The sequence below is a fragment of the Candidatus Symbiopectobacterium endolongispinus genome (assembly GCF_018777385.1).
Lineage (GTDB): Bacteria > Pseudomonadota > Gammaproteobacteria > Enterobacterales > Enterobacteriaceae > Symbiopectobacterium > Symbiopectobacterium endolongispinus.
Window position 1 is genome coordinate 592,830 of the sequence record NZ_JAFJYB010000002.1, and the last position, 20,434, is coordinate 613,263.

At 49.0% G+C, this 20,434-nt stretch carries 14 protein-coding genes, 1 tRNA gene and 7 pseudogenes; 9 read left to right on the forward strand and 13 right to left on the reverse strand.

The features are described from left to right. The first annotated feature begins 148 nt into the window (after window positions 1-148). A pseudogene (locus JZM30_RS09715) lies at window positions 149-1,951 on the forward strand (M3 family metallopeptidase). 126 nt (window positions 1,952-2,077) lie between these two features. Here the strand turns inward: JZM30_RS09715 and glnQ are convergent. The 5 genes and pseudogenes from glnQ to rhtA form a co-directional block, all read right to left on the reverse strand. Beyond that, a pseudogene (glnQ, locus tag JZM30_RS09720) lies at window positions 2,078-2,802 on the reverse strand (glutamine ABC transporter ATP-binding protein GlnQ). Continuing rightward, on the reverse strand, window positions 2,799-3,446 hold the full coding sequence (gene glnP, locus JZM30_RS09725; protein WP_252318478.1) for a glutamine ABC transporter permease GlnP: 648 nt from the start codon (window positions 3,444-3,446) through the stop codon (window positions 2,799-2,801). The pseudogene glnQ and the gene glnP overlap by 4 nt, the downstream one beginning before the upstream one ends. A 26-nt stretch (window positions 3,447-3,472) precedes the next feature. Next, window positions 3,473-4,216, reverse strand: a complete 744-nt coding sequence (glnH, locus tag JZM30_RS09730) for a glutamine ABC transporter substrate-binding protein GlnH (RefSeq protein WP_252318479.1) — start codon at window positions 4,214-4,216, stop codon at window positions 3,473-3,475. 359 nt (window positions 4,217-4,575) lie between these two features. Beyond that, a pseudogene (gene dps, locus JZM30_RS09735) lies at window positions 4,576-5,084 on the reverse strand (DNA starvation/stationary phase protection protein Dps). A 342-nt stretch (window positions 5,085-5,426) separates the two neighbouring features. Further along, complete coding sequence (gene rhtA, locus JZM30_RS09740) at window positions 5,427-6,317, reverse strand: threonine/homoserine exporter RhtA (RefSeq protein ID WP_252318812.1); 891 nt, start codon at window positions 6,315-6,317, stop codon at window positions 5,427-5,429. A gap of 407 nt (window positions 6,318-6,724) precedes the next feature. Here rhtA and ompX point away from each other — a divergent pair. From ompX to JZM30_RS24725, 3 genes and pseudogenes are all read left to right on the forward strand, one after another. Next, window positions 6,725-7,248: pseudogene (gene ompX / locus JZM30_RS09745) on the forward strand (outer membrane protein OmpX). Between the two features lie 418 nt (window positions 7,249-7,666). Continuing rightward, on the forward strand, window positions 7,667-8,116 hold the full coding sequence (locus tag JZM30_RS24720; protein ID WP_438801486.1) for an MFS transporter: 450 nt from the start codon (window positions 7,667-7,669) through the stop codon (window positions 8,114-8,116). Then, on the forward strand, window positions 8,103-8,570 hold the full coding sequence (locus JZM30_RS24725; RefSeq protein ID WP_438801487.1) for an MFS transporter: 468 nt from the start codon (window positions 8,103-8,105) through the stop codon (window positions 8,568-8,570). The genes JZM30_RS24720 and JZM30_RS24725 overlap by 14 nt, the downstream gene beginning before the upstream one ends. Window positions 8,571-8,686: 116 nt before the next feature. Here the strand turns inward: JZM30_RS24725 and JZM30_RS09755 are convergent. Then, window positions 8,687-10,108, reverse strand: a pseudogene (locus JZM30_RS09755) (EmmdR/YeeO family multidrug/toxin efflux MATE transporter). Window positions 10,109-10,425: 317 nt separating this feature from the next. Here JZM30_RS09755 and JZM30_RS09760 point away from each other — a divergent pair. Further along, entirely contained in the window at window positions 10,426-10,728 is a 303-nt protein-coding gene (locus JZM30_RS09760) for an ArsR/SmtB family transcription factor (protein WP_252318480.1), read from the forward strand. A 14-nt stretch (window positions 10,729-10,742) separates the two neighbouring features. Further along, complete coding sequence (locus JZM30_RS09765) at window positions 10,743-11,285, forward strand: rhodanese family protein (protein ID WP_252318481.1); 543 nt, start codon at window positions 10,743-10,745, stop codon at window positions 11,283-11,285. Between the two features lie 255 nt (window positions 11,286-11,540). Here the strand turns inward: JZM30_RS09765 and JZM30_RS09770 are convergent, their stop codons facing one another. Next, window positions 11,541-11,753 carry a hypothetical protein gene (locus tag JZM30_RS09770; protein ID WP_252318482.1) on the reverse strand — a complete coding sequence of 71 codons (213 nt, stop codon included), beginning with the start codon at window positions 11,751-11,753 and terminating at the stop codon, window positions 11,541-11,543. A 1,369-nt stretch (window positions 11,754-13,122) separates the two neighbouring features. On the opposite strand from JZM30_RS09770, the gene JZM30_RS09775 reads away from it, so the two are divergent. Then, window positions 13,123-14,376, forward strand: coding sequence for a GGDEF domain-containing protein (locus JZM30_RS09775; RefSeq protein WP_252318483.1), 1,254 nt, complete (start codon window positions 13,123-13,125; stop codon window positions 14,374-14,376). Here JZM30_RS09775 and JZM30_RS09780 read toward each other — a convergent pair. From JZM30_RS09780 to JZM30_RS09790, 3 genes and pseudogenes are all read right to left on the reverse strand, one after another. Continuing rightward, window positions 14,367-14,597 (reverse strand): YceK/YidQ family lipoprotein, encoded by a 231-nt coding sequence (locus tag JZM30_RS09780; protein WP_252318484.1) that lies wholly within the window; start codon window positions 14,595-14,597, stop codon window positions 14,367-14,369. The genes JZM30_RS09775 and JZM30_RS09780 overlap by 10 nt on opposite strands. A 90-nt stretch (window positions 14,598-14,687) precedes the next feature. Then, a pseudogene (locus JZM30_RS09785) lies at window positions 14,688-15,695 on the reverse strand (sensor domain-containing diguanylate cyclase). A gap of 226 nt (window positions 15,696-15,921) precedes the next feature. Further along, entirely contained in the window at window positions 15,922-16,371 is a 450-nt protein-coding gene (locus JZM30_RS09790; protein ID WP_252318485.1) for a hypothetical protein, read from the reverse strand. Window positions 16,372-16,721: 350 nt separating this feature from the next. Here JZM30_RS09790 and JZM30_RS09795 point away from each other — a divergent pair, with 350 nt between their 5' ends. Beyond that, window positions 16,722-16,949, forward strand: a complete 228-nt coding sequence (locus JZM30_RS09795) for a YdgH/BhsA/McbA-like domain containing protein (RefSeq protein ID WP_252318813.1) — start codon at window positions 16,722-16,724, stop codon at window positions 16,947-16,949. Between the two features lie 151 nt (window positions 16,950-17,100). On the opposite strand, the gene JZM30_RS09800 is transcribed toward JZM30_RS09795, so the two are convergent. The 3 genes from JZM30_RS09800 to JZM30_RS09810 all read right to left on the reverse strand — a co-directional run bounded on the left by JZM30_RS09800 (window position 17,101) and on the right by JZM30_RS09810 (window position 19,202). Then, window positions 17,101-17,177: transfer RNA gene (locus tag JZM30_RS09800), tRNA-Pro, on the reverse strand. Window positions 17,178-17,255: 78 nt separating this feature from the next. Further along, window positions 17,256-18,959, reverse strand: coding sequence for an LPS biosynthesis-modulating metalloenzyme YejM (yejM, locus tag JZM30_RS09805; protein WP_252318486.1), 1,704 nt, complete (start codon window positions 18,957-18,959; stop codon window positions 17,256-17,258). A 15-nt stretch (window positions 18,960-18,974) separates the two neighbouring features. Next, entirely contained in the window at window positions 18,975-19,202 is a 228-nt protein-coding gene (locus tag JZM30_RS09810; RefSeq protein ID WP_252318487.1) for a YejL family protein, read from the reverse strand. Window positions 19,203-19,368: 166 nt separating this feature from the next. Here JZM30_RS09810 and yejK point away from each other — a divergent pair. Continuing rightward, window positions 19,369-20,366, forward strand: a pseudogene (gene yejK, locus JZM30_RS09815) (nucleoid-associated protein YejK). Window positions 20,367-20,434 lie beyond the last annotated feature (68 nt).

A 20,434-nucleotide genomic window follows, 5' to 3' on the forward strand; every position in this document is an offset into this window, starting at 1 on the left:
GTAAAATCTGACGTCATCATTTCAAAAGGTAGGATTAAGAACGCCTTGTTAAGCCTGACTTCTGTGGTAAGTGAGAGCAGCAAGGTGGCTTGATGTTTACTGACAGACGTTTTGATCGACGCTGGGGTCAATGTTAAAAAGGATGCTTATGCAACAGGCTTTGGATTACTTTAATGCCTTGAATCGCGACTATCTCGCCGTGCATCAAGAGAAAGAAGCGTGTTTTTGGCAACACTATATGGGCATTGGCGCTTTATCGCTGCGCCTGAACGTTTGAAAGAATTGCGCGCTTATATCGCTACCCTTGAGTCTTTGCCGAACCCGGGACAGGACTCCCAGGCAGGCGCGTTACTTCATGGCTTGCAGGGGTGGTATCGTTTTTTTGATTGTAATGTGATTGAAGATCCACGGGCACAAGCGCTGATGGATGAGATTATCGCTGCGGAAAGTGCGCTTTATACGCGGCGAAAAAGCTATGAGGTGACTCACCTGAATGCCGATGGCGTCAAAGTCGCTGCATCCTTGGGGGAACTGCTCACCAATCAGGCGACCAACGACAATGAATCTTATTGCCAAAGTTCGCAACAGGCCCTGCGCGATGTGGAGCAGTGGTTATTACACAATGGTTTCCCTGAGCTGATTACCCTGCGTAACCGTTTTGCCCGGCAGATGGGGTATCGCAATTATTTTGACTATAAAGTGAATAAAACGGAGCGGATGACCCCTGAGCAGTTGTTTGCCATCCTGGACCGTTTTGAAGAGCAAACGCGCGATGCGAATGCACGCAGTCTGGCCGCACTGGCGAGCGAGAAAGGGGATAATGCGCTGCAACCGTGGAATATTCGTTATGCCAGTGCAGGAGACGTCACCCGCCAACTGGATCCCTACTTTCCTTTCTCGGCCTCGTTAGAACGCTGGATTAATAGCTTTAAGCGACTGCACATCGGGTTCAACGGTGCATAGATGCAACTGGACTTGCTGGTGCGCAAAGGCAAGTATGAAAATGGCTTTATGCACTGTCCGGTTCAGGAAGGGCAGTGGTTGCCAGCAAAAATCAATTTCACCAGTTTGGCTAAACCTGATCAAGTGGGCAGCGGTGCTACGGGTATCAATACCCTGTTTCATGGAGGTGGTCATGCGGCGCATTTTGCCAATATTCGTCAGAATGCACCTTGCTTCTCGCAGGAATTCCCGCCTACATCGATGGCATATGCGGAAACGCAATCCATGTTTTGCGACAGCCTGCTGCACGACGCTGACTGGTTAAAGCGCTATGCTAAGAATCGCCAGGGCGAAGTCCTCTCTGATGCCTTGATCAAAGCTGATATCGCTGTGCGTCAACCAATGCGTGCCTTTAACGAGCGCCACATTTTGCTGGTGCCTTACTTTGAATGGCAGCTTTACAGCATGGATGAAGATGCACGCACGCCAGCAGCGATTACACAACTGGCACGTGACATTGAGCAGCGTATTTTAGGCATTGGCGGTAGCCCACGTCCTACCATTGCCATCCCGCATCTTTTATCAATGGAATCAGCCTGTTCCTACCAAGGTTATCTGCTGGCGCTGATGGCGGTAGAGCAGACGCGGCATTTCTTTCTTAAGCGATATGGCTATCTTACGGATAACCCAGCCATTGGCCCGGATCTGGCTCTGCATTACTGGCGTCCTGGCAACAGCGTCAGCCATGATGACACGCTGCGCAGTTTGACAGGCGAAGGGTTCAATCCGGCATATCTGGCCGAGGCCTGTTGAGCAGGCGTGGCAGCAGGCACAAGCGGCTATCCAGCATGCTGCCCAGCATCCGCAACCTGTGGCTGATGCCGATTTGAATGCCCACATTCGTATTGTCGATGGTACTCGTATATTGGCAGACAATCGGGATGGCGATAGTGCGATGTGTGAGGCGTTTGCGGCGTTCATTGAACGCGAATACCCGTATACAGCGTAAGTCTCTAAACCGGGTGCGTGTCTGGCCGACGCGTGGTGATTTCGGTGGGCAACGCAAGGGGCGGTGACAAAGAGAAGGGGAGCCCAGTAAGGTGCTCCCCTTCTTTAATGCACTCTTGCGACAGTATCAGGAGACATGCTGCAAGAACTCACGCAACCGCTCACTGGGAGGATTGGTGATCAGCTCTTCAGGGTCGTCATCTTGGGCGATACGGCCTTTATCAATGAAAATCAACCGTGAAGCGACTTTATGAGCGAATCCCACTTCGTGCGTAACGATGACCATGGTCATGCCTTCGTCCGCAAGATCTTTCATTACTGTCAGTACTTCGTGACGTAATTCTGGATCGAGTGCCGAGGTTGGCTCATCAAACAGCATCGGTTTGGGTTTGACAGCGAGTGCACGTGCAATTGCTACGCGCTGCTGCTGTCCACCAGAAAGTTCGGACGGAAAGTGATTCGCACGTTCAGAAAGACCCACTTTCGCCAACAGTTCCAGTGCCAACTTCTCGGCTTCCGCTTTGCTGGCTCCGCGTACGCGAATTGGACCAAATGCTACGTTTTCCAGCGCGGTCAGATGCGGGAAAAGATAAAATTGTTGAAACACCATACCCGCTTCCTGGCGGAGTAAGACGCTCATCAACTTTAGGATCGTTCACTTTCAGACCGTCGACAATCAGCTCACCGCTGGTAATTTCTTACAGCTTATTGATACAGCGCAGCAGCGTGGATTTACCGGAGCCTGAGGGGGCCGATAATCACCACCACTTCACCCTGGTTGATATTCAGATTGATGTCATGCAACACCTTTGTCTGACCAAAGTGTTTAGAAACGTTCTTGAATTCAATCATATAATCTTAAGTTTTCTTTCCAGCTGACGCAAAATGAAACTCAGTACCAAGGTAATGACAAGGTAAATCACCGCAACCGCACTCCAGATTTCCAGTGCGCGAAAATTGCCTGCAATGATTTCTTGCCCGGAACGCGTCAGTTCCGCCACGCCGATAACGATGAACAGCGAGGTATCTTTGATACTGATGATCCATTGGTTGCCTAATGGCGGTAACATCCGGCGCAACGCCAACGGTGCAATCACATGGCGTAGTGTATCGCGTTTTGATAACCACAGTGCCAAACCCGCCTCACGAAACCCTTTGTGAATCGACAATACCGATCCGCGCGTAATTTCCGCGATATAGGCACCTGAGTTGATCATGATAGTGACTACCGCAGCAGCGAAGGGATCGATACGCACCGACGTCAGGATCATCGGCAAGGCGAAGTAAATAAACATGACTTGTACAACAATCGGTGTACCGCGGATGATTTCAATAAACACCAACGCGATCTTGTTGGAAATCCAACTCCCGTAGACGCGGGCAAAGCCCGCGACGACACCGATAACCAAGCCACCCAGCAGACCCAGCACGGTCATTTTTGCCCCTTCTAACAGAAGGAGCAGAGAAGGCCAGATGGCACTCCAATCAAACTGCATGAACGTTCTCCAGACTGATACGGCAATTATTTCGGTTCAGTGTCGAACCATTTTTTATAAATTTCAGCATAGGTGCCGTTGTCACGCAGCGTTTGCAATGCAGCATTCACTTTTTCACGCAGTTCGCTGCCTTTCGGGAAGGCGACACCGTATTGCTGTGCCTTGATGGAATCACCCACCGCTTTAAACTGACCGTTGCCTGCTGTTTTGATGAAGTACAGGATATTCGGCGTATCATGCAGTACCGCATCGGCACGACCGACACCTAACTCCATGTAAGCATTGTCAATATTTGGGAACTGGCGCAGTTCTTTGGTCTTGATATTGGCCTTGGCGTAGTCAACTGAACCGGCACCACTTTTCACTGCCACTACTTTGCCCGCCAGATCCTGTTCACCCTGAATGCTGGTGTTATCTGATTTTACCATGACCAGCAAGCCGCTATTGTAATAACCCTCAGAAAAATCTACGGCACGTTTACGTTCTTCCGTAATGGTGATCCCGGCCAGCGCCAAGTCAACGTTGCGGGTTTGCAGTGCAGGAATGATACCTGCGAAATCCATCGGTTTCAGGGTGTATTCCAGTTTCAACTCTTTAGCGATAGCGTCCCAGAGATCGATGTCAAAGCCGACATATTTATCGCCTTGCTTGAACTCGAAGGGAACAAACGCTGTGTCTGTAGCAACGATGAGAGGCTTGTCCGCCGCGTAGCTGGAAACGCTCATGGTCAGCGCCAGCGCTGCCAATGAGGCCTTAAGTAGTGATTTCATCCGATCCTTCCTAATTAGCCGTTTGTGGGAAGCCTGTTTCAAGCAGGCACTACTAATAATAGTATTCAAGGAAAAAGCTGTATAAACAGATGGTTATATTTTATGACTCCTTGTTTTTATTCAGTGTCGCCAATGCACGCAAACGTCGCCTCCGGCACGGGACGCCGCTATGAATAACTGATTATGCTGCGAGACACAACCGTTGATTGTGTTTGAAGGGATAAAAGCTAACTTTTTGTACGAATTTTAAGAGGAAAAATGTATGAATGGCAGGATAGATAAACTCTGATGGAATAGATAGGACATGGCAACGCGATGTCGACGATGGCCTGGCGCTATTTATTTATAGAATGCCACGGTTATTCTGCGATGTTGGCTTCGATAAACCACAGGAATTTATCCAGATCGCGAGAAGCTGCCGTTAACATATCAGCACTGTCTTCATCTTCTGTTTTCGCAATAGCACTGCGCACTTCGTTTGCGACGACGCTGTAACGCTCCGCCAGTGCTTTCAGATGATCCTGTACACTGTGGATATTGGTCGGGTAGCTTTTCAGCGAGGTTTCTTTATTAATGGCCTGCACTGTGTACCCAGTGCGACGCCACCCAGTTGTACTATGCGCTCTGCCAACGTATCCAGATGGTCGGTCAGTGCGGTACGAAAGCCATCCAGCATTTCGTGAATGGCGATGAAATTGGCACCGCGCATGTTCCAGTGGGCTTGCTTGGTGATCAATGACAAATCGATTAAATCGACAACTAACTTGTCCAACAGTTTGATGGTAGATGTTTTAACGTGCTCATCCAGATTATTGCGCGTATAGATGAGGTCGGATGCTGCTGCTTTTACCAATTTAGCCGTAGCCATAAGGTATCTCCTCCTGACAAATGAAATAATAATCTGACTGCTCAATGGAAATAACTATAGCAGAATTCGAAGCAGGCAATAACAAGGTAATACCTATTATAGAAATTGCCCATGCACTATGCAGGTTTATGTCTTTTTGACTGATTTTATTGTAGAAATCCCACGTTATTATTATAGCAAATAACGATAATGAATGAGAATTATTTAGCTCTTAATAATAACTTGTGCCTATTCTGGCGTCACTGTCATTTGCGATGAAATATATCTGAAAGGGGCCTTCTCTTGCCGCATTCTGCCGCCAGCAAGAGAAGAAACGCGATTGAATTCTGAAGGGAGTGCGTGTCAGCTTTGGGCGCTATCAGTGATGCGTGTTCGTTTTGCTGTGAGCGTAGCACTGAGGGAAGCTGCGATGATACAAAACAGCGCTACCCATTGCGTCAGCAACAGGTGCTCACCGAGAAACAGAATCCCGGATAGGGCTGCAATGGCGGGTTCCATGCTCATCAACGTGCTGAAGGTTTTGGCGGGGAGACGGGTCAGTGCCATCATTTCCAGCGAGTAGGGCAGTGCCGTGGAGAGGATCGCGATGGCGATACCAAGCGGCAGAATGGCAGGGGAGAGAAATGAAGTATCTGCAAAATAAGCCCCCAGGGGGCAAAACACCACGGCCGCAACCAATGAGCCAATCGCCACTGTCGCCGGGCCATGGTTAGCGCCTGCGCTTTTTCCGAACACGATATATAACGCCCAGCAGGCACCTGCGCCGATGGCGCAGAGCGCGCCTTGCATATCGACGTTGGCAATGTCGTTATCCAGCGGTACCAGCGGTAATAGAAACCACATACCAGTTAGTGCCAAAAGAATCCAAAGGAAATCAAGCGCCCTACGCGACGAAAATATGGCCACGGCCAGCGGGCCGGTAAATTCAAGCGCGACCGCTACACCCAGTGGAACAGTTCGAATAGAGAGATAAAACAAAAAGTTCATGCCACCGAGGGTCAGGCCGTATAGCAGCAGCGGTAATCGATTCCCCTGAATACGCATGCGCCACGGTTTAAAAACAATGCATAAAATCAGAGCTCCAAGCCCAAGGCGCAACGCTGTAACGCCGGGAGCCCCTATCAGCGGAAACAGGTTTTTCGCTAAAGCAGCCCCACTTTGGATGGAAAGCATCGCAATCACGATAAGAAGAACAGGCAACAGCGTCGAGCCGCGCAAAGCAGATAAGGTCATCCTTTGGGCCTTGATAAACAGGGAAGAAGTCATGATGGTGTGAGAAATGACGTCCATAAATTATGTTTTTTCCACACTAATCAGTGTAAATGATTTGTCGGCACTACGCTTACTTTAATTGAATTTTATTTACGATATATTTATTTACGGTGTGGGATGAATTGCGGCCTGTATATTAACTGAACGCAACATTAAGATTTGTCTGTATTTTACTGTCAGGTGGGAATTAATTTTAGTTTCATGGCCAGCATTTTTTAGTGATTATAAATCATGCTGTTACGTGTTTACTGAAAATGTTTGTTACATCTATAAGCGGTTTGATAAATATTTAATGCGCAGCACATCAGGTTTTTTTGTTATATTAAGTATGCTTAAACTTCTTTCATAAGATGAATTCGAGGCAGTATATGAAAAAATTTGCGTGTCTTTCCGCACTGGCTTGCGTATTTGCAGTAAGCGCAGGTTCCGCATTCGCCGGCCAAAGTACCGTATCCGCCGGATATGCTCAGGGTGATGCCCAGGGCGTGGTGAACAAAGCGAGGGGTTTTAACCTTAAATACCGCTATGAGTTTGATGACAGCCAGGTTGGCGTAATCAGCTCCTTCACCTATCTGGAAGACAGCCAGTCCAACGACGGTTACTACAATAAAGGCCAATACATGGGCTTTACTGCGGGTCCGGCTTACCGTATCAATGATTGGGCAAGCGCCTATGGCGTGATATTGGCCTGAGCCACGGTAAATACACTTACAATGCGGCAGACGGTACCGACAATAACCATAACGATGACTATGGTTTCACCTACGGCACAGGTTTGCAATTCAACCAGATTCAGGACGTTGCCCTGGATGTTGGTTATGAGCAAAGCCGTATCCGTAGCGTCGATGTTGGCACCTGGGCGGTTGCGGTTGGCGTAGGCTACCGCTTCTAAGGGTGTTGTGCGGTCAGAAAATCGATTCTGAACTGCAATACGATGCCATATAAAAATACGCCGTCATGGCGGATTTTTTTTGTCTGTGGCGTGAACCGGTAGTGTGGGGATAGACTATTATTATCTTGACGTTAAGATAGTTTATGCAAGAATACGCGCTGAGAAAGTAAGCACCAGTCTGCGTTTTTTATGACACAACCCTCAGCTCTAAGATAGCCATCACAGGATCATTTTATGCCCGTTTCCCACAGGCACTCACGCCAATTTCTCTTTATCGCCATTCTCCTGCTCGGAATAAACCTGCGCCCGATTCTAGCCGTGGTGGGCCCATTGCTTGAACAAATTCAGCAGGCAACTGGCCTGGACGACAGCCAGGCTGGCCTGTTAACCACATTGCCCATTCTGGCAATGGTGATTTGTGCGCTTTCCTTGGGATACGCGCATTGGGTTGTTGGTGAGTGCTGCGCTTGGCGGTATAGGCATTGCGCTGATTCAGGCATTGGTACCGTCGTTTATCAAGCGCTTCTTTCTCCAGCGCAGCAGTCTGTTGATGGGACTTTATACTACGGGGATTATGGCTGGGGCAGCCGTTGCTGCGGCGACGGCCTCACCGTTGTCGGGTATCGCTGGCTGGTCTGGCGCGTTGGCATGTTGGGGGATCGTGGCATTTATCGTTCTGCTGGTCTGGTACAAAGCGCCGTCGTCGCGTGAGGATCATGAGCAGAATGCGATTTATCATCCCGCGCCGCACGGTTTGCAACATTGGACCTTGATGCTGTTCTTTGGGATAGGGACGGGGGCTTATACGCTGGTGCGCGCCTGGCTGCCACCCTATTACATGCAGTTAGGGTGGAGTGCCGCGCAATAGTGGCTTTTTGCTGGGGGGATTAACGCTGACCGAGGTGTGTGCAGGGCTGGCCGTTTCCGCATTGATTTCCCGCCTTCCCGATCGACGTATGCTGCTGGTGCCAATACTGGTGTTACTGCTGTCAGGCATGATACTGCTGTTGATGGCACCGCTGTCCCTGGCTTTTGTCGCGATGATTCTGCTCGGAATTGGTATCGGGGCGCTGTTTCCACTTTCTCTAATTGTTGCACTCGATCACGCAACCAATGTGCAAGAAACAGGTCGATTGATGGGATTTGTTCAAGGCGGAGGCTATATCCTCGCAAGCGTGACGCCGACACTAGCAGGTGTCATTCGACAGCACACTGAAGGGTTGGAGCAAGCCTGGACGATCATGGCATGGGGCGTTGTCGTGCTTATTGTGATGGCATTTCGCTTTCGGCCATCAAGCACTGACAGAACGCGCGGGCGCTAATGTAAGCGCTGCCTTACTTGCCATTTTGGCTCTGGCAGTGCTCTAATCCTCAGGCACTCCGCGTCGATTCCGGTTTCTGCGCGCTGTAGTGTCAAGCCGATAATATCTACCGTGTGTTAAGCGGTGGGAGGTCGGTAGCGCCACAGCCACCGGTCGCTGGCCATACGGCGATAATACAACATGCCGCGCACGATCCAGTCAAAGAACATGCCCATCCACACGCCGATAACGCCAAAACCGAGCCAGATACCGAGGATATAACCCGCTACAATGCGGCATCCCCACATACTGGCCATGGCTACCCACATGGTATAACTGGCGTCTTTTGCCCCCTTTAAGCCCGCAGGCACTACCCAGGCCGCTGCCCAAAAAGGAGTAAATAGCGCGTTCAACCATAGCAACTGTTTGGCAACCTCGATCACTTCGGGCTCATTGGTATACAGTGATGACAAGAAACTGGCCGAAGGTATTGATGATAAGGCGAGGATACATAAGCCGATATTGGAAAGCACAAAAATATACTGTAACTGGCGAATCGACTGAAAAATCTGCCATTTACCCGAGTGTGTTCCAACGATGATCGTGGCTGTCGACCCGAGGGCATTGCCGGGGAGGTTGATCAGTGCTGCGATAGAGAAGGCGATAAAATTACCCGCGATGACCTCTGTGCCCATTCCGGCGACAAAGCGTTGTGTGATCAGTTTGCCCAGATTAAACATCACGGATTCCACGCTAGCAGGAACACCGATGCTTAACACTTCATACAGAATCGTGTAAGTGAAAGGCGCAAAATAGGATTTGAACGGGATGCGCAGTGCACCGTTAAAGCCGTGCATCAACGTAAGAATGACAAACACCGCACCGATATAGCGTGACAGCGTCGTGCCGATACCTGCGCCATAGAACCCCAGACCATCTCAGGAAAAAATCCCGTATATCAGCACACTACTGATCAGAATGTTCAAGATGTTCATACCGATGTTGATGAACATCGGCAGCTTGGTATTACCGGCCCCGCGTAGCGCCCCACACTCGACCAAGGCAATCGCCATTGCCGGGTAGCTCCACCCTGTTTGTCGCAGAAACACCAGCGCCGACGCTTTAACATGTTGATCCGCTGAACCGGCGATCAGGTTAATAATGGCTTCACCCGCCAATTCAATCAGCAGCACCAACAAAAAGGAGACCAGTACCAGCAAAGACATGGACTGACGCGTTGCCGCACGGGCCTGTTTGCGATTACGTTGGCCCAGACTGAATGCCACTACAACCGCGGTGCCCAGTGCGACAGCAGTAAAGAAAGCGATTATGAGCATGTTAAAACTGTCGGCCAAACCCACGGCGGCCATGGATTCCTTGCCCAACCAACTGACAAGGAAGGTGCTGAATACCCCCATCAGCACCACGCATAGCCCCTCAATAAAAATGGGCACGGCCAGCGGTGTGATCTCGCGCCAGAGCAGAACACGGTTTGAGTGCCGCTTTTTGTACCAATCCGTTTGGTGATATCTATTGACTAATCGAGAGAAGTTTTTCATGCACCGCTTTGAAATTATTCTGAATAAAGCCGGGTTGAGCAACAGCGACGTGGCGATAACGCTACCTGCTGGTGTCATCACGCAAAGTCGCGATAGTGTGCCTTGTTTTATTATTGGAAACGTTGATCTGGCTAATGATCGCCCCCAACAGTACGTCAGGTGCTGAAGAAATCTGAAACAGTGGACCGATTTTAATAGAGTAACAGCCAACCGAAAGATGCTCCAGCCCTTGTCACACTTTTCAGAGAAAACGCTTGATTTGTTTTAATTGTAATTTTAGTATTTACTTAATTAAGGATTTTCTAAAATAATCAGCGATGCCGGATACCGTGGGTGAATTGCAGCGGCGTGCCCATGACGCTGCGTTGTTGTTAAAGGCGATGGCGAATGCCAATCGTTTACTGATTCTTTGTATGTTGGTTGAGCGTCACCAGGTGAGCGCTGGCGTACTCGGGCAGGCTTGCGGCTTAAGCCCTTCTGCCACATCGCAGCATCTAGCGCGTATGCGTTCTGAAGGGTTGGTTATCGCCCAGCGCGAAGGCACCACCATCTATTACGCGATTGCTAACCACGATCTGGAACGCATTATCACGACGCTCAAAGACATTTACTGTCCTTGAAAGAGAGGAATACCATGGTAACGCTACCCTATCTTTCCCCCGTTGAGGCTCGGCAGCGCCAGGCTGACGGGGCATTGATGGTTGATATTCGCCAGATAGCAGAATTCCAGCGTGAGCGTATTCCGCAATCACGTCTTTACTCGCTGGGGGAGTTGGCCAGCGAGCCGTCGGGAATAACATTACCTGCAAATAAAACGGTTATTTTTTACTGTTTATCGGGAGCGCGCTGCGAACTGTATGCACAGCAGATAGCAACACTGGTTCCCGGTCAACGCGCATTTTTGCTGGAAGGGGGGCTCAACGCATGGAAAAAGGCGGGTTTGCCGGTTGAAGTAGATCGCACGCAACCGCTGCCTGTTATGCGTCAGGTACAAATTGCTGCTGGCGGGTTGACACTGCTAAGTGTTGTCTTGGGGTACACGTTACATCCGGCTTTTTTTAGTGTCGCCGGTTTCATCGGTGCAGGATTGGTGTTTGCCGGTGTCAGCGGATTTTGCGGTATGGCCAGATTACTGATGCACATGCCTTGGAATAAGCGCGGTGGCCTTAATGGCTGAAACCGTGCTCTGGTGTGCTAACCCTGGCAATTTCAGGTAAAAAAAACCCCGACTGGAGTCGGGGCAAAGGTATCTAGAACCTTACTTATAAGGCGGAGCGGAGTATATAATTTAAAACGCCGTTCATACAATATAAAATGGCATTTTGTTTTTCTGGGTTGTGACGGGTATCTTGCTTTGGCGCTACGTCAGGTCAGACACGGCTTGCCGAGAAAAGTCAGTGACATATGGTGTAAGGCTAGATTGACGCTATTTTTACGCTGCTCTAATCGAGACGCGTGGCGCCAATACCTCTTTCAGTTCGACATTTTCACCCTCAATAGAAACACACTGAAACAAGGTGCGATCTTCTATCAGCATTTCCCCTTCATGCAGGCTACGGGTAAATTCGCTGATGGCATGTGCTGCGTGGGTGACATGGGTTTTGTACAAGGCTTGATGAGGCCCTTTGCCGGCCTTGTGGGCCATGGCGATATTCTTATCGGCGGAGGTGGATAGAAACTTTTTAACCAGAAGAGTATCTTCGGGTTTTAAGGTCGCCCGGAGTTCAGGAGATAATGCTACGTCGCGGTATACCACCCGTGAAAACAGGGTAGTTTATTCAGCAACGATCGTATATCTGTCACTATTTGCCATGATTGTTCTGAGAATACTAGACCTAAAAAGTCCTCAGGCATGTCGAGCTCAAGATACTCATTGATCATGTTAGCAACGTAGCGCGTGTAATCGCTAATAGCGCACTTTTCGGCAGCGTCAGATGTTCCTGTGCATCAGCGGGGAAATTTGGGCGCTGCTAGCTTGACAATGTTCCATATTCTATCGGGTTACCTGAGAAACATAACCCCGTGAAGTAATTTGAGCAACTCATCGCTGAATTAAATAGCATCAAGTGGTTTTTATTTGGATTGATATCCAGGTTAAATTGCTCTTTGAGGTTTCTCTTCATGATTGAGGAGGCCAGGTTGTTAATGATGGCGTTTTTTCTGGTAATCATCATAAAATTTCTTTAATGACATGCTGGCATTTTCAAAAAAACATCACCTCTTTTTTATCTGTCATATAGTAAGTTTTTTAGGCATTAGTGATGATGCCCGTTTTGCCAAATACATCTATCTTTTCGGGTAAGAACATTGTCGAATGCGTTACTCGGCCGGCTATTGAATAGGCCGTTTCTCGAATCTTTCTATGGTTTTTTTCGTTATCGTCGGCATAGTACTGGTGATTTTGCGTGGTCTCTGATTTGACGCGTACACGTTCATTTAACAGCAGTGATGCTTGATTATATTGTTTTAATGACAGTGGGGAAGGGGGCGGCAGGATTTTCACCCGCGAGCATTGTATGTGCACGAACGTGATTCAGTAATCATATAAAGCATATTATTTGTTGCAATTGCAAACGGTATTCTCTTCGCTGACAAGCGTCATATGAGGGGTTATATCTTTGATTTTCGAAGTGAGTGATTTTTTGAACTGTATTGTTTACGTTATTTTGTGCTTTCTTATTACACAGTTTTTTCATTTGCTTCCATTTTGTTCTGATGGTAATTTCCGATGCACACCCTATGTTGATTCATGATTATTGCCATTATGAGTGATCTCCTGTTTTAGGTTAGCAATAGACGTGGGTGAAGGATATAAATCCGTTAAGTAGGGTATTCCCTGACGTGTGACAAAATGATCATGGTGTTTAGGTGAAAAGAAAAAGATATTTCCGCTTTTTCTTCGAGCAAATAGGTGATGGTGATTACTGTTGCTAATCTTATGATGTCTTATGGAAATAATACGTAATAAAACTGTTAGCACGGTGGTATATGACAGATGAATCGCCTATGATTACATGCTCAATGACGAGCAAGCGCATCGTTATCTCAATACCCGCCAGGTCACAGAACAGTTAAGTATCAGTATGTTTCACTGGTTGCGCAGCGTGTTGGGCAGTTCCCAACAAGATTTAGTTGCGTTACTTGCTCAACAGCACCATGTGGGTGTTGTGCACGCGCGTATTGGCCTTCCCATTGATTTAGTGGCGCGCGGTGCCCGTAAATTAAAAAACGATCTTTATCCGCTGTTAACCAACAAAGGGGAACAATCCCCGTATGTAATCAATAGCGCACTTTGTTTTAGCGGATTGGCAATGGATACCGCTCTGGAAGCGATGACCATAGCCTATTCCCCCACCTATAAAAATGCCATGCGCGATCAGGAACGGTATCGCGTATTGAGCGTGTACGATGACGTTAGCGTAGAACGAGAAAGACAGCTAGGGGCGCTAATGAACTGGGAAAACCAGTTTATTTATCATGTGGCGACAGAATTACCCTTGGCCGATATTACGCGTTTGGGGCATTCGGAATTTGGATTATGGTTTTCACACAAGGGAAAACACCTGTTTGGTTTCCCCGATCTGTTGCGTGAAACAGATACCCTGATCGACAAGGTTGACAGTGAAATAGGCGCAGCCGCTCCAGAGAAGGTCTCTCAGGCGGAGGTTCGCATGCGTCTGTTACGCAATGTGCGGCAGCTCACAGGGCAAATTACGTTGATTATCACTTCCATGTTTGACGAACTGGTGAAGTTTGAAAATGGCAAAGATCCTCTGACAAACCTACTAAATCGGCGTTTTATTCCTACCATTATGCGTCGGGAAATCGCGCTGGCAGCCAGCACCAGAAAACCATTTACGCTGGTGATGATGGATGTGGGCCATTTTAAACAGGTCAATGATCGCTACGGCCACGACACTGGTGATGCAACGCTGAAAAGTATTTCATCCATGATTTACGATCACGTTCGTAGCAGTGATTATGTCTTTCGCTATGGTGGTGAAGAGTTCATGGTGCTGTTGGTGGAAACGTCGCTGCATCAGGCGAAGGTGATCGTCGATACGCTGCGTGAAAAGGTGGCCACTACAGCGATCAGCGCTTTTGGTAGCCAATCGTTTTCCGTCATCCTCAGCATTGGGGTGGCAGAGTTTGATTATCACCCGGATTATCAGCGACTGATCGACAACGCAGACGCGGCGCTCTATCATGCCAAGACCGGCGGTCGTAATCGGGTCGAATTGCACGGACGAGATCCTATTTATTCGTAAGGGCCGTGCTTCATGTCTATAGGCAGCAATATTGTATCTGCTAGCATTGAGAGCGGCAGATCGATAATCACCAGGTATTTCCACCAGCGATCTTTCAGCAGCCACTGAACGCCAGGGTAGTATTGATGACCATCTCCTTGCCATTTGACCGTTCGGCTTATGATACTGCCGCAGCCAGAAAGCTGGCTGGTGATGATCAATGCAATCAGGAATCGTTTCACGGCATAAACTCGGTTAGCCACTGAGTGGTGAGATATAGTCTACCTGATAATTATCGCGATGTAAGGTATTGGCCTGCGGCCAACAAAAGATCAATGAACCAGGCGTCTGCGTTGCTCTTTTTCTTCATACATTACGGTGTCTGCCGCACGCAGGGCTTCATCCGGCGTGCTCAGGGCCGGGTTGATGGCAATCGCACCGATACTGGCTCCTGCGTAGTTTATGTGACACCCCGCAAGCGCATAGTGTCCACTTAACAAGGGGGTCAATCGCGCTTTGAAGGTCTGTGCGGCATCCTTTGCATTTTCATGAATATAAGGGCCTTTTGTTGCTACGATGAATTCATCGCCTCCAACTCGTCCCAGCATGTCTTCTGCGCGTATCCCCTGTTTTAACCGCTGGCCGATGGCACACAGAAAGTCATCACCCGTCTCATGCACGTAGCGATCATTAATCAGCTTAAATCCATCCAAATCGATAAAGGCGATGACAACAAAACGGTTCGTGTCTAGCGCTTGTGAGAATAATTGGGGTAACTGATTGAACACCGAGCGTCGGTTGGGTAATTGGGTCAATTCATCGGTGTAGGAGAATGCGGTCAGCGCCGAATTCGCTTCCTGTAATTGGCAGAGTAGCTGCTCTTTCTGGACATACTGAGCTATCGGCTCGGCAAACAGCTGTAATATTTGCTCGCTGCGACCATCCAGTTTCTGTTTTTCACCGCTGACTGCACACAGCGTACCGTATAACGATCCGTCGTCCAGGCGTACTGACGTAAGTGGTGATGCCCAGCTGTTTTGCTGCTTGAGAATCGCCCCAATGGCTGGGCACATCATCAATCACACAGCGGTCTTCCGATAATGCCCGTCTACAGAGGGTGTCCTCCCAGGGAACAGAGAGTCCCTCAGGGATCTGCATTTTTTGCTATTATGGGAGAACAGTACGTGTTGCACATTTTTATCGGATTCAACATGGGTGAGGTAGGTGGATTCCATGTTGGTGACTAGCTCCAGCATTTCAAGAAGTTGCCTGACCAGCCCCTCGAGCGATTTTTCAGCCACCAGTACGGATGAAACCCGCGCAATCAGTGTTTTCTGCATAACACCTTCCCCCGTATCGCCTCAGCTCGACTCGCGTTAATTACGTTGTTTATATAACTATTATATCTGAGACAAAGAGACATGAAATTGGAATCGTCTTTACTTCCTTGCTCGTGTTGGATGAGGCCAGCGCTCATGCAGACCTCATGGTTGTCAAACGATGGAGGAGATTCGTTGAAATGACCAGCGGAGCCTCAATGGCGTTGATTGCCGAGTGTTTTCGCTTTTATTCAACCCACTTTAGGCCAGAATCCGTGGTCTCAATATTTTCAATATCACATTCTGAACCATCGGCGTAATTGCAGGTGCTCACCATCAGGAGTGAGACAGAAGGATTGGAACCACAGGCTTTTCCGTAAGCCTCATTGGATAACGTCCGCGATTCGTTGGGTTGAATCGGCTTATTGAAACTAAAATGCGCAGCATCACACCTGAATTTTCCTTGCTCATTTTTAACGAAAATATAGGATTCCAATCGCTTTAGTGGGCTGTTTTGCAGATTTTTCACGGTATAGCTGCAAGCGCAACCGCCTTCAGTATTCTTAAGTTTGCCCTCGGTGATTGCCAACATTTTGGTTGCAGATTGCTCCGCAGCCGGGGCAGCCGTTTCAGTTGCGTTAACCCTAATAGATGCCACGAGAGATACCGTAAATAAAGCCAGTAGAACGCGTTTCATTATATCTTCCCTGTTGAAATGATTAGACTTTATGTCCAGGTAATTATATGAAAATACGCAATAATGTTGAATTTATAAAACCAGCAATGGGTTCATATGGCTTTTTATTCTGTTAGTTTTTTTTGTTGAGGTGGTTCTGCTTTTGTATAGCAGGATAAATTTGAATGAGCGGATGATGCGCTGTCATTCAGTGTGTAGAACTCGTACGCAAGCTCTTATTTTGTGTTTCAATTTAATTGAATGATTATGACAGTTTTCTCTGATATTCACCTCCTAAAGATGGCGCTATGATTCATTCCATCAAAGGCAAACGGCCTTTACATAAAACATCGAACAGAAGGATTTATATCATGAACGTTATCAAAAAATTTGCCGCAGTTGTTGCTCTTGGTCTGGTTTCTTTTGGTAGCTTTGCTGCGCAAGACATCGGCACTGTGCAAGTGAGCGGTGCAAAAACGCTGAGCGCCTTTGAAGCTCAGGTAGCGGCAAAAGCGGAAGCAGCTGGCGCATCTTCGTACAAGATTGTTTCTGTAGCCGGTAACGATCAACTGCGCGGTACCGCAATCCTGTACAAATGATTTCAAGATTGCGGTTTGATCTGCCAGAAAGGGGAGCGAAAGCTCCTTTTTTTGTGCGTGGAGGTTCAACGTGTGCCGTCTGGCATCTGGCCCGGCCAAATTCCAGGTATAAAAAAACCAACCATAAAAGGTTGGTTTTCTTGGGATTATTTGGTCGGCACGAGAGGATTTGAACCTCCGACCCCTGACACCCCATGACAGTGCGCTACCAGGCTGCGCTACGTGCCGACGCTATGGGGCGCTATATTACCGTCTCCTGAACCGATTGCAATAGCCTGCTGGCGCGATCGCTTTAGATTTAGGCAGTTAGTTGGCAATAAATCGCCTTTCGCTGGTGAGTACCTGTAACAGCAGCGGTAAACTTGGTTTTTCATCACGCAATTTTTCACCGTCGCTGTTGTAGGCATCGTAGCTGCCATTGGCTTCCAATTGGATGATCTGCTCTGGCGTTGTGATCATCAACGCACCGCGGTTTCCGTTCACCAGCCAGTTATTACGTCGCTGGGCCGCAAACAGGTCTTCCCCTTGCGCGTAGTCCGTGGCGGACGTTTTGACATGCAGCAAACGCTGCATCAACGTGACCATAACGTCTTTTTGATCCGTCATTTTACTGATGGTCTGCGCCGGTGTACCCGGCCAATGCACCACCAATGGGATCTGCCACTGTGAGCGACGGTAGCGGCTGCCTTTATCCTGTTCGCTGGATTTTGCCGTAATAATCACGACGGTATTATCCAGTTTGCCTTGGCTTTGCAACGTATTAAGTATTGCGCTGATGTTTTGATCGGTGGCTTTAGCATACGTTAGGGCTCGGGTGCCAGTGGTGCCAAGCTCAATATAAGAAAACCACGGCGATGTGGGTTGCGTACCGGTTTCCAGCCACGTCTGCCACTGTTGAACGGTATCAACATCACGTTGAGTTACCGGTACTGGCAGCGAAAAGTCTGACAGCAGTGCCTGGCGATAAAGCTGGTTATCAAAGCCGTTGCTTGAGAAAAGACCAAATTGATAGCCTTGTTGGTTCAGGGAACTCACTAACGCTGGTGGCGTGCGTGCACTCAATACCCCATCCATGTAGGTGGTCGAGATGCCATAGAACAGGTTGAACAGGCTGCTTTGGGCATTCTGGCTTACATTGAAATGGTTACTGAAGTGCACGTTCTCTTCTGCAAAACGCATCAACTGCGGCATACGGATGAGCGGCAGTTGATCTGCCACCACAATCAACAGATTGTAGCCGCTGCCGGCATCGCGGAACTGAATATTGTTCAGTGGGTATTCCAGCGTAATCGCCTCAGGGTTGCCCTGTAGGGCAATGCGTCGCTCATACGCTTGAGCGTCCAGCAGGCCGTGTTTTTCCAGAAATCGTCGCGCAGTCATCGGATAGGATAACGGTAATGTGGCGCGCTGCATGGTGATAGGTCGATAGAAGTTGGCATCGGCCCAGATATACATCATATGCGAGGCGAAAAACGCACTGATAAATACCGCGGCGACCGGCATGCCAATGCGGTGACGGTTCAGACTACGCAGTTTTTGCCAGCACCAGGTGCCAAACAGCATCTCAACCATGAAAATCACGAGGATGCCGATAAACATCAGTTGCCAGTCACGGGCCAGGTCACTTTGCTCTGGATTGATCACCAGCTCCCAGACGGTGAGATTCAAGTGCAGGTGGAAGCGGCTAAACACCTCCATATCCAGCAACAGCAGCGTCAGCCCTGCGGTTGCCAACGCCGCGGAAAGAAAACGCAGCAAACGCTGCGACATCACCACGAACGTCAAGGGAAAGACAATCAATAGGTAGACGGCGAAAACGATAAAACTAAAATGCCCCAGCCAACTGACAAGGGCATAGCTACGGCCAAGTAACGACGAGGGCCAATCCGCCACGAACAGATATCGGCTGCCCACCCCCAGACTCAACAGGATGTTAAATAGCGCGAACCAATGCCCCAAACTGATCATCTGGGAAACTTTTTCGCGATAGTTGTGACGGTTGCTTACCATAGCCTCTGGTCGGTGTTAGTGCGCGTTATTGGTAGTGATGGATGCCTGCAACGCATCAGCAAAAGAACGAGCCAATACCTGACGCTGCTCCGGTGCTACGCTGGTGTTGATAAGATTGGTGACCATGTTGCCCAAAACCATCAAGGAGAGGTCAGTAGGGGTACGGTGTTTTTCCAATACGCTTACCAATTCGGAAAGCACTTGTTCGACGAGTTCGTCACTGTAACGGGATAATTGTGCCATAAAGGGGCGATTCTCAAGCTGATAAAGGGGAATATCTTACCGTAACGACCTGACGTTTTCCGCAATTTTATCATTTTAGCCTCAACCTCTGGTGGCTGGAGGTTTTCTCTTGCAGGGGACCTGCGTTGGTGTTTGAATACGCTCCTTGCCAAAAGGAGAGTTTATCATGAGTCTGGATATAGACCAGATTGCCTTGCATCAGCTTGTCAAACGTGATGAGCAAACGTTGGAGTTGGTGTTACGGGATTCGTTATTGGATGCCACCCCCGCCGTTGACGAGATGATGGCCGAGTTGCACCGCGTCTACAGTGCGAAAAACAAGGCCTACGGCGTGTTCGAGGAACAGAGCGAACTGGCCCAGGCACTGCGTGGCTGCCGTAAAGGGGAGGAGGATTTCCTCGGGTTTAGTCGTGCGGCCACCGCTCTGTTGCGTGATGAACTGGCGAAATATCCCTTTGCGGAGGGGGCATCGTGCTGTTCTGCCAATACCGCTATCTGGCGGTTGAGTATCTGCTGGTGGCGGTGCTGAGCTGTTGTAGCAGCATGCGCGTCAATGAACAGTTGGATATCAGCAGCACACACTACCTGGATATCCCTCATGCGGATATTGTGGCGCGTATCGATCTCACAGAATGGGAAACCAACCCGGAATCTCAATGCTATCTGACCTTCCTGAAAGGGCGGGTATGGTGCAAGGTCGCGGATTTCTTTATGGATTTCCTCGGTGCCAGCGCTGGGCTTGACGCAAAAGCGCAGAATCGCGGCCTGTTGCAGGCGGTAGACGATTATTGTGCCGATGCGCAGTTGGATAAAAACGAGCGTCAGCAGGTATACAGCTATTGCAATGAACAATTGCAGGCAGGGGAAGAGATAGAGGTTGCTGCGTTGTCGCAGGAGCTACCGCCGTTGGGAGAGAAAACCTTCCATGCTTTTTCAGAAGAGCAGGACTATGAATTGGAAGAGGGTTTCCCGGCGGATCGCAGCACGCTACGCCAACTGACCAAGTTTGCTGGCAGTGGCGGTGGGTTGACGATCAACTTTGATGCCATGCTGCTGGGCGAGCGTATCTTCTGGGATCCGACAACCGACACACTTACCATTAAAGCAACGCCGCCGAATTTGCGCGATCAGCTACAGCGCCGTTTAAGCAGCGGTGATAAATAAGCGACCAGAAAACGAAAAACGCCGCATAAGCGGCGTTTTTCTTATCGACATTCTTGCTTGCTAGGAAA

Coding starts and splice junctions, on each gene's coding strand:
- yejM (WP_252318486.1), bottom strand. CDS start 18,959: ATGGTAAGCAACCGTCACAACTATCGCGAAAAAGTTTCCCAGATGATC.
- JZM30_RS09760 (WP_252318480.1), top strand. CDS start 10,426: ATGCCGGATACCGTGGGTGAATTGCAGCGGCGTGCCCATGACGCTGCG.
- JZM30_RS09790 (WP_252318485.1), bottom strand. CDS start 16,371: ATGAAACGCGTTCTACTGGCTTTATTTACGGTATCTCTCGTGGCATCT.
- JZM30_RS09810 (WP_252318487.1), bottom strand. CDS start 19,202: ATGGCACAATTATCCCGTTACAGTGACGAACTCGTCGAACAAGTGCTT.
- JZM30_RS09770 (WP_252318482.1), bottom strand. CDS start 11,753: ATGGCCCACAAGGCCGGCAAAGGGCCTCATCAAGCCTTGTACAAAACC.
- JZM30_RS09765 (WP_252318481.1), top strand. CDS start 10,743: ATGGTAACGCTACCCTATCTTTCCCCCGTTGAGGCTCGGCAGCGCCAG.
- JZM30_RS09775 (WP_252318483.1), top strand. CDS start 13,123: ATGCTCAATGACGAGCAAGCGCATCGTTATCTCAATACCCGCCAGGTC.
- JZM30_RS09795 (WP_252318813.1), top strand. CDS start 16,722: ATGAACGTTATCAAAAAATTTGCCGCAGTTGTTGCTCTTGGTCTGGTT.
- glnH (WP_252318479.1), bottom strand. CDS start 4,216: ATGAAATCACTACTTAAGGCCTCATTGGCAGCGCTGGCGCTGACCATG.
- glnP (WP_252318478.1), bottom strand. CDS start 3,446: ATGCAGTTTGATTGGAGTGCCATCTGGCCTTCTCTGCTCCTTCTGTTA.
- rhtA (WP_252318812.1), bottom strand. CDS start 6,317: ATGACCTTATCTGCTTTGCGCGGCTCGACGCTGTTGCCTGTTCTTCTT.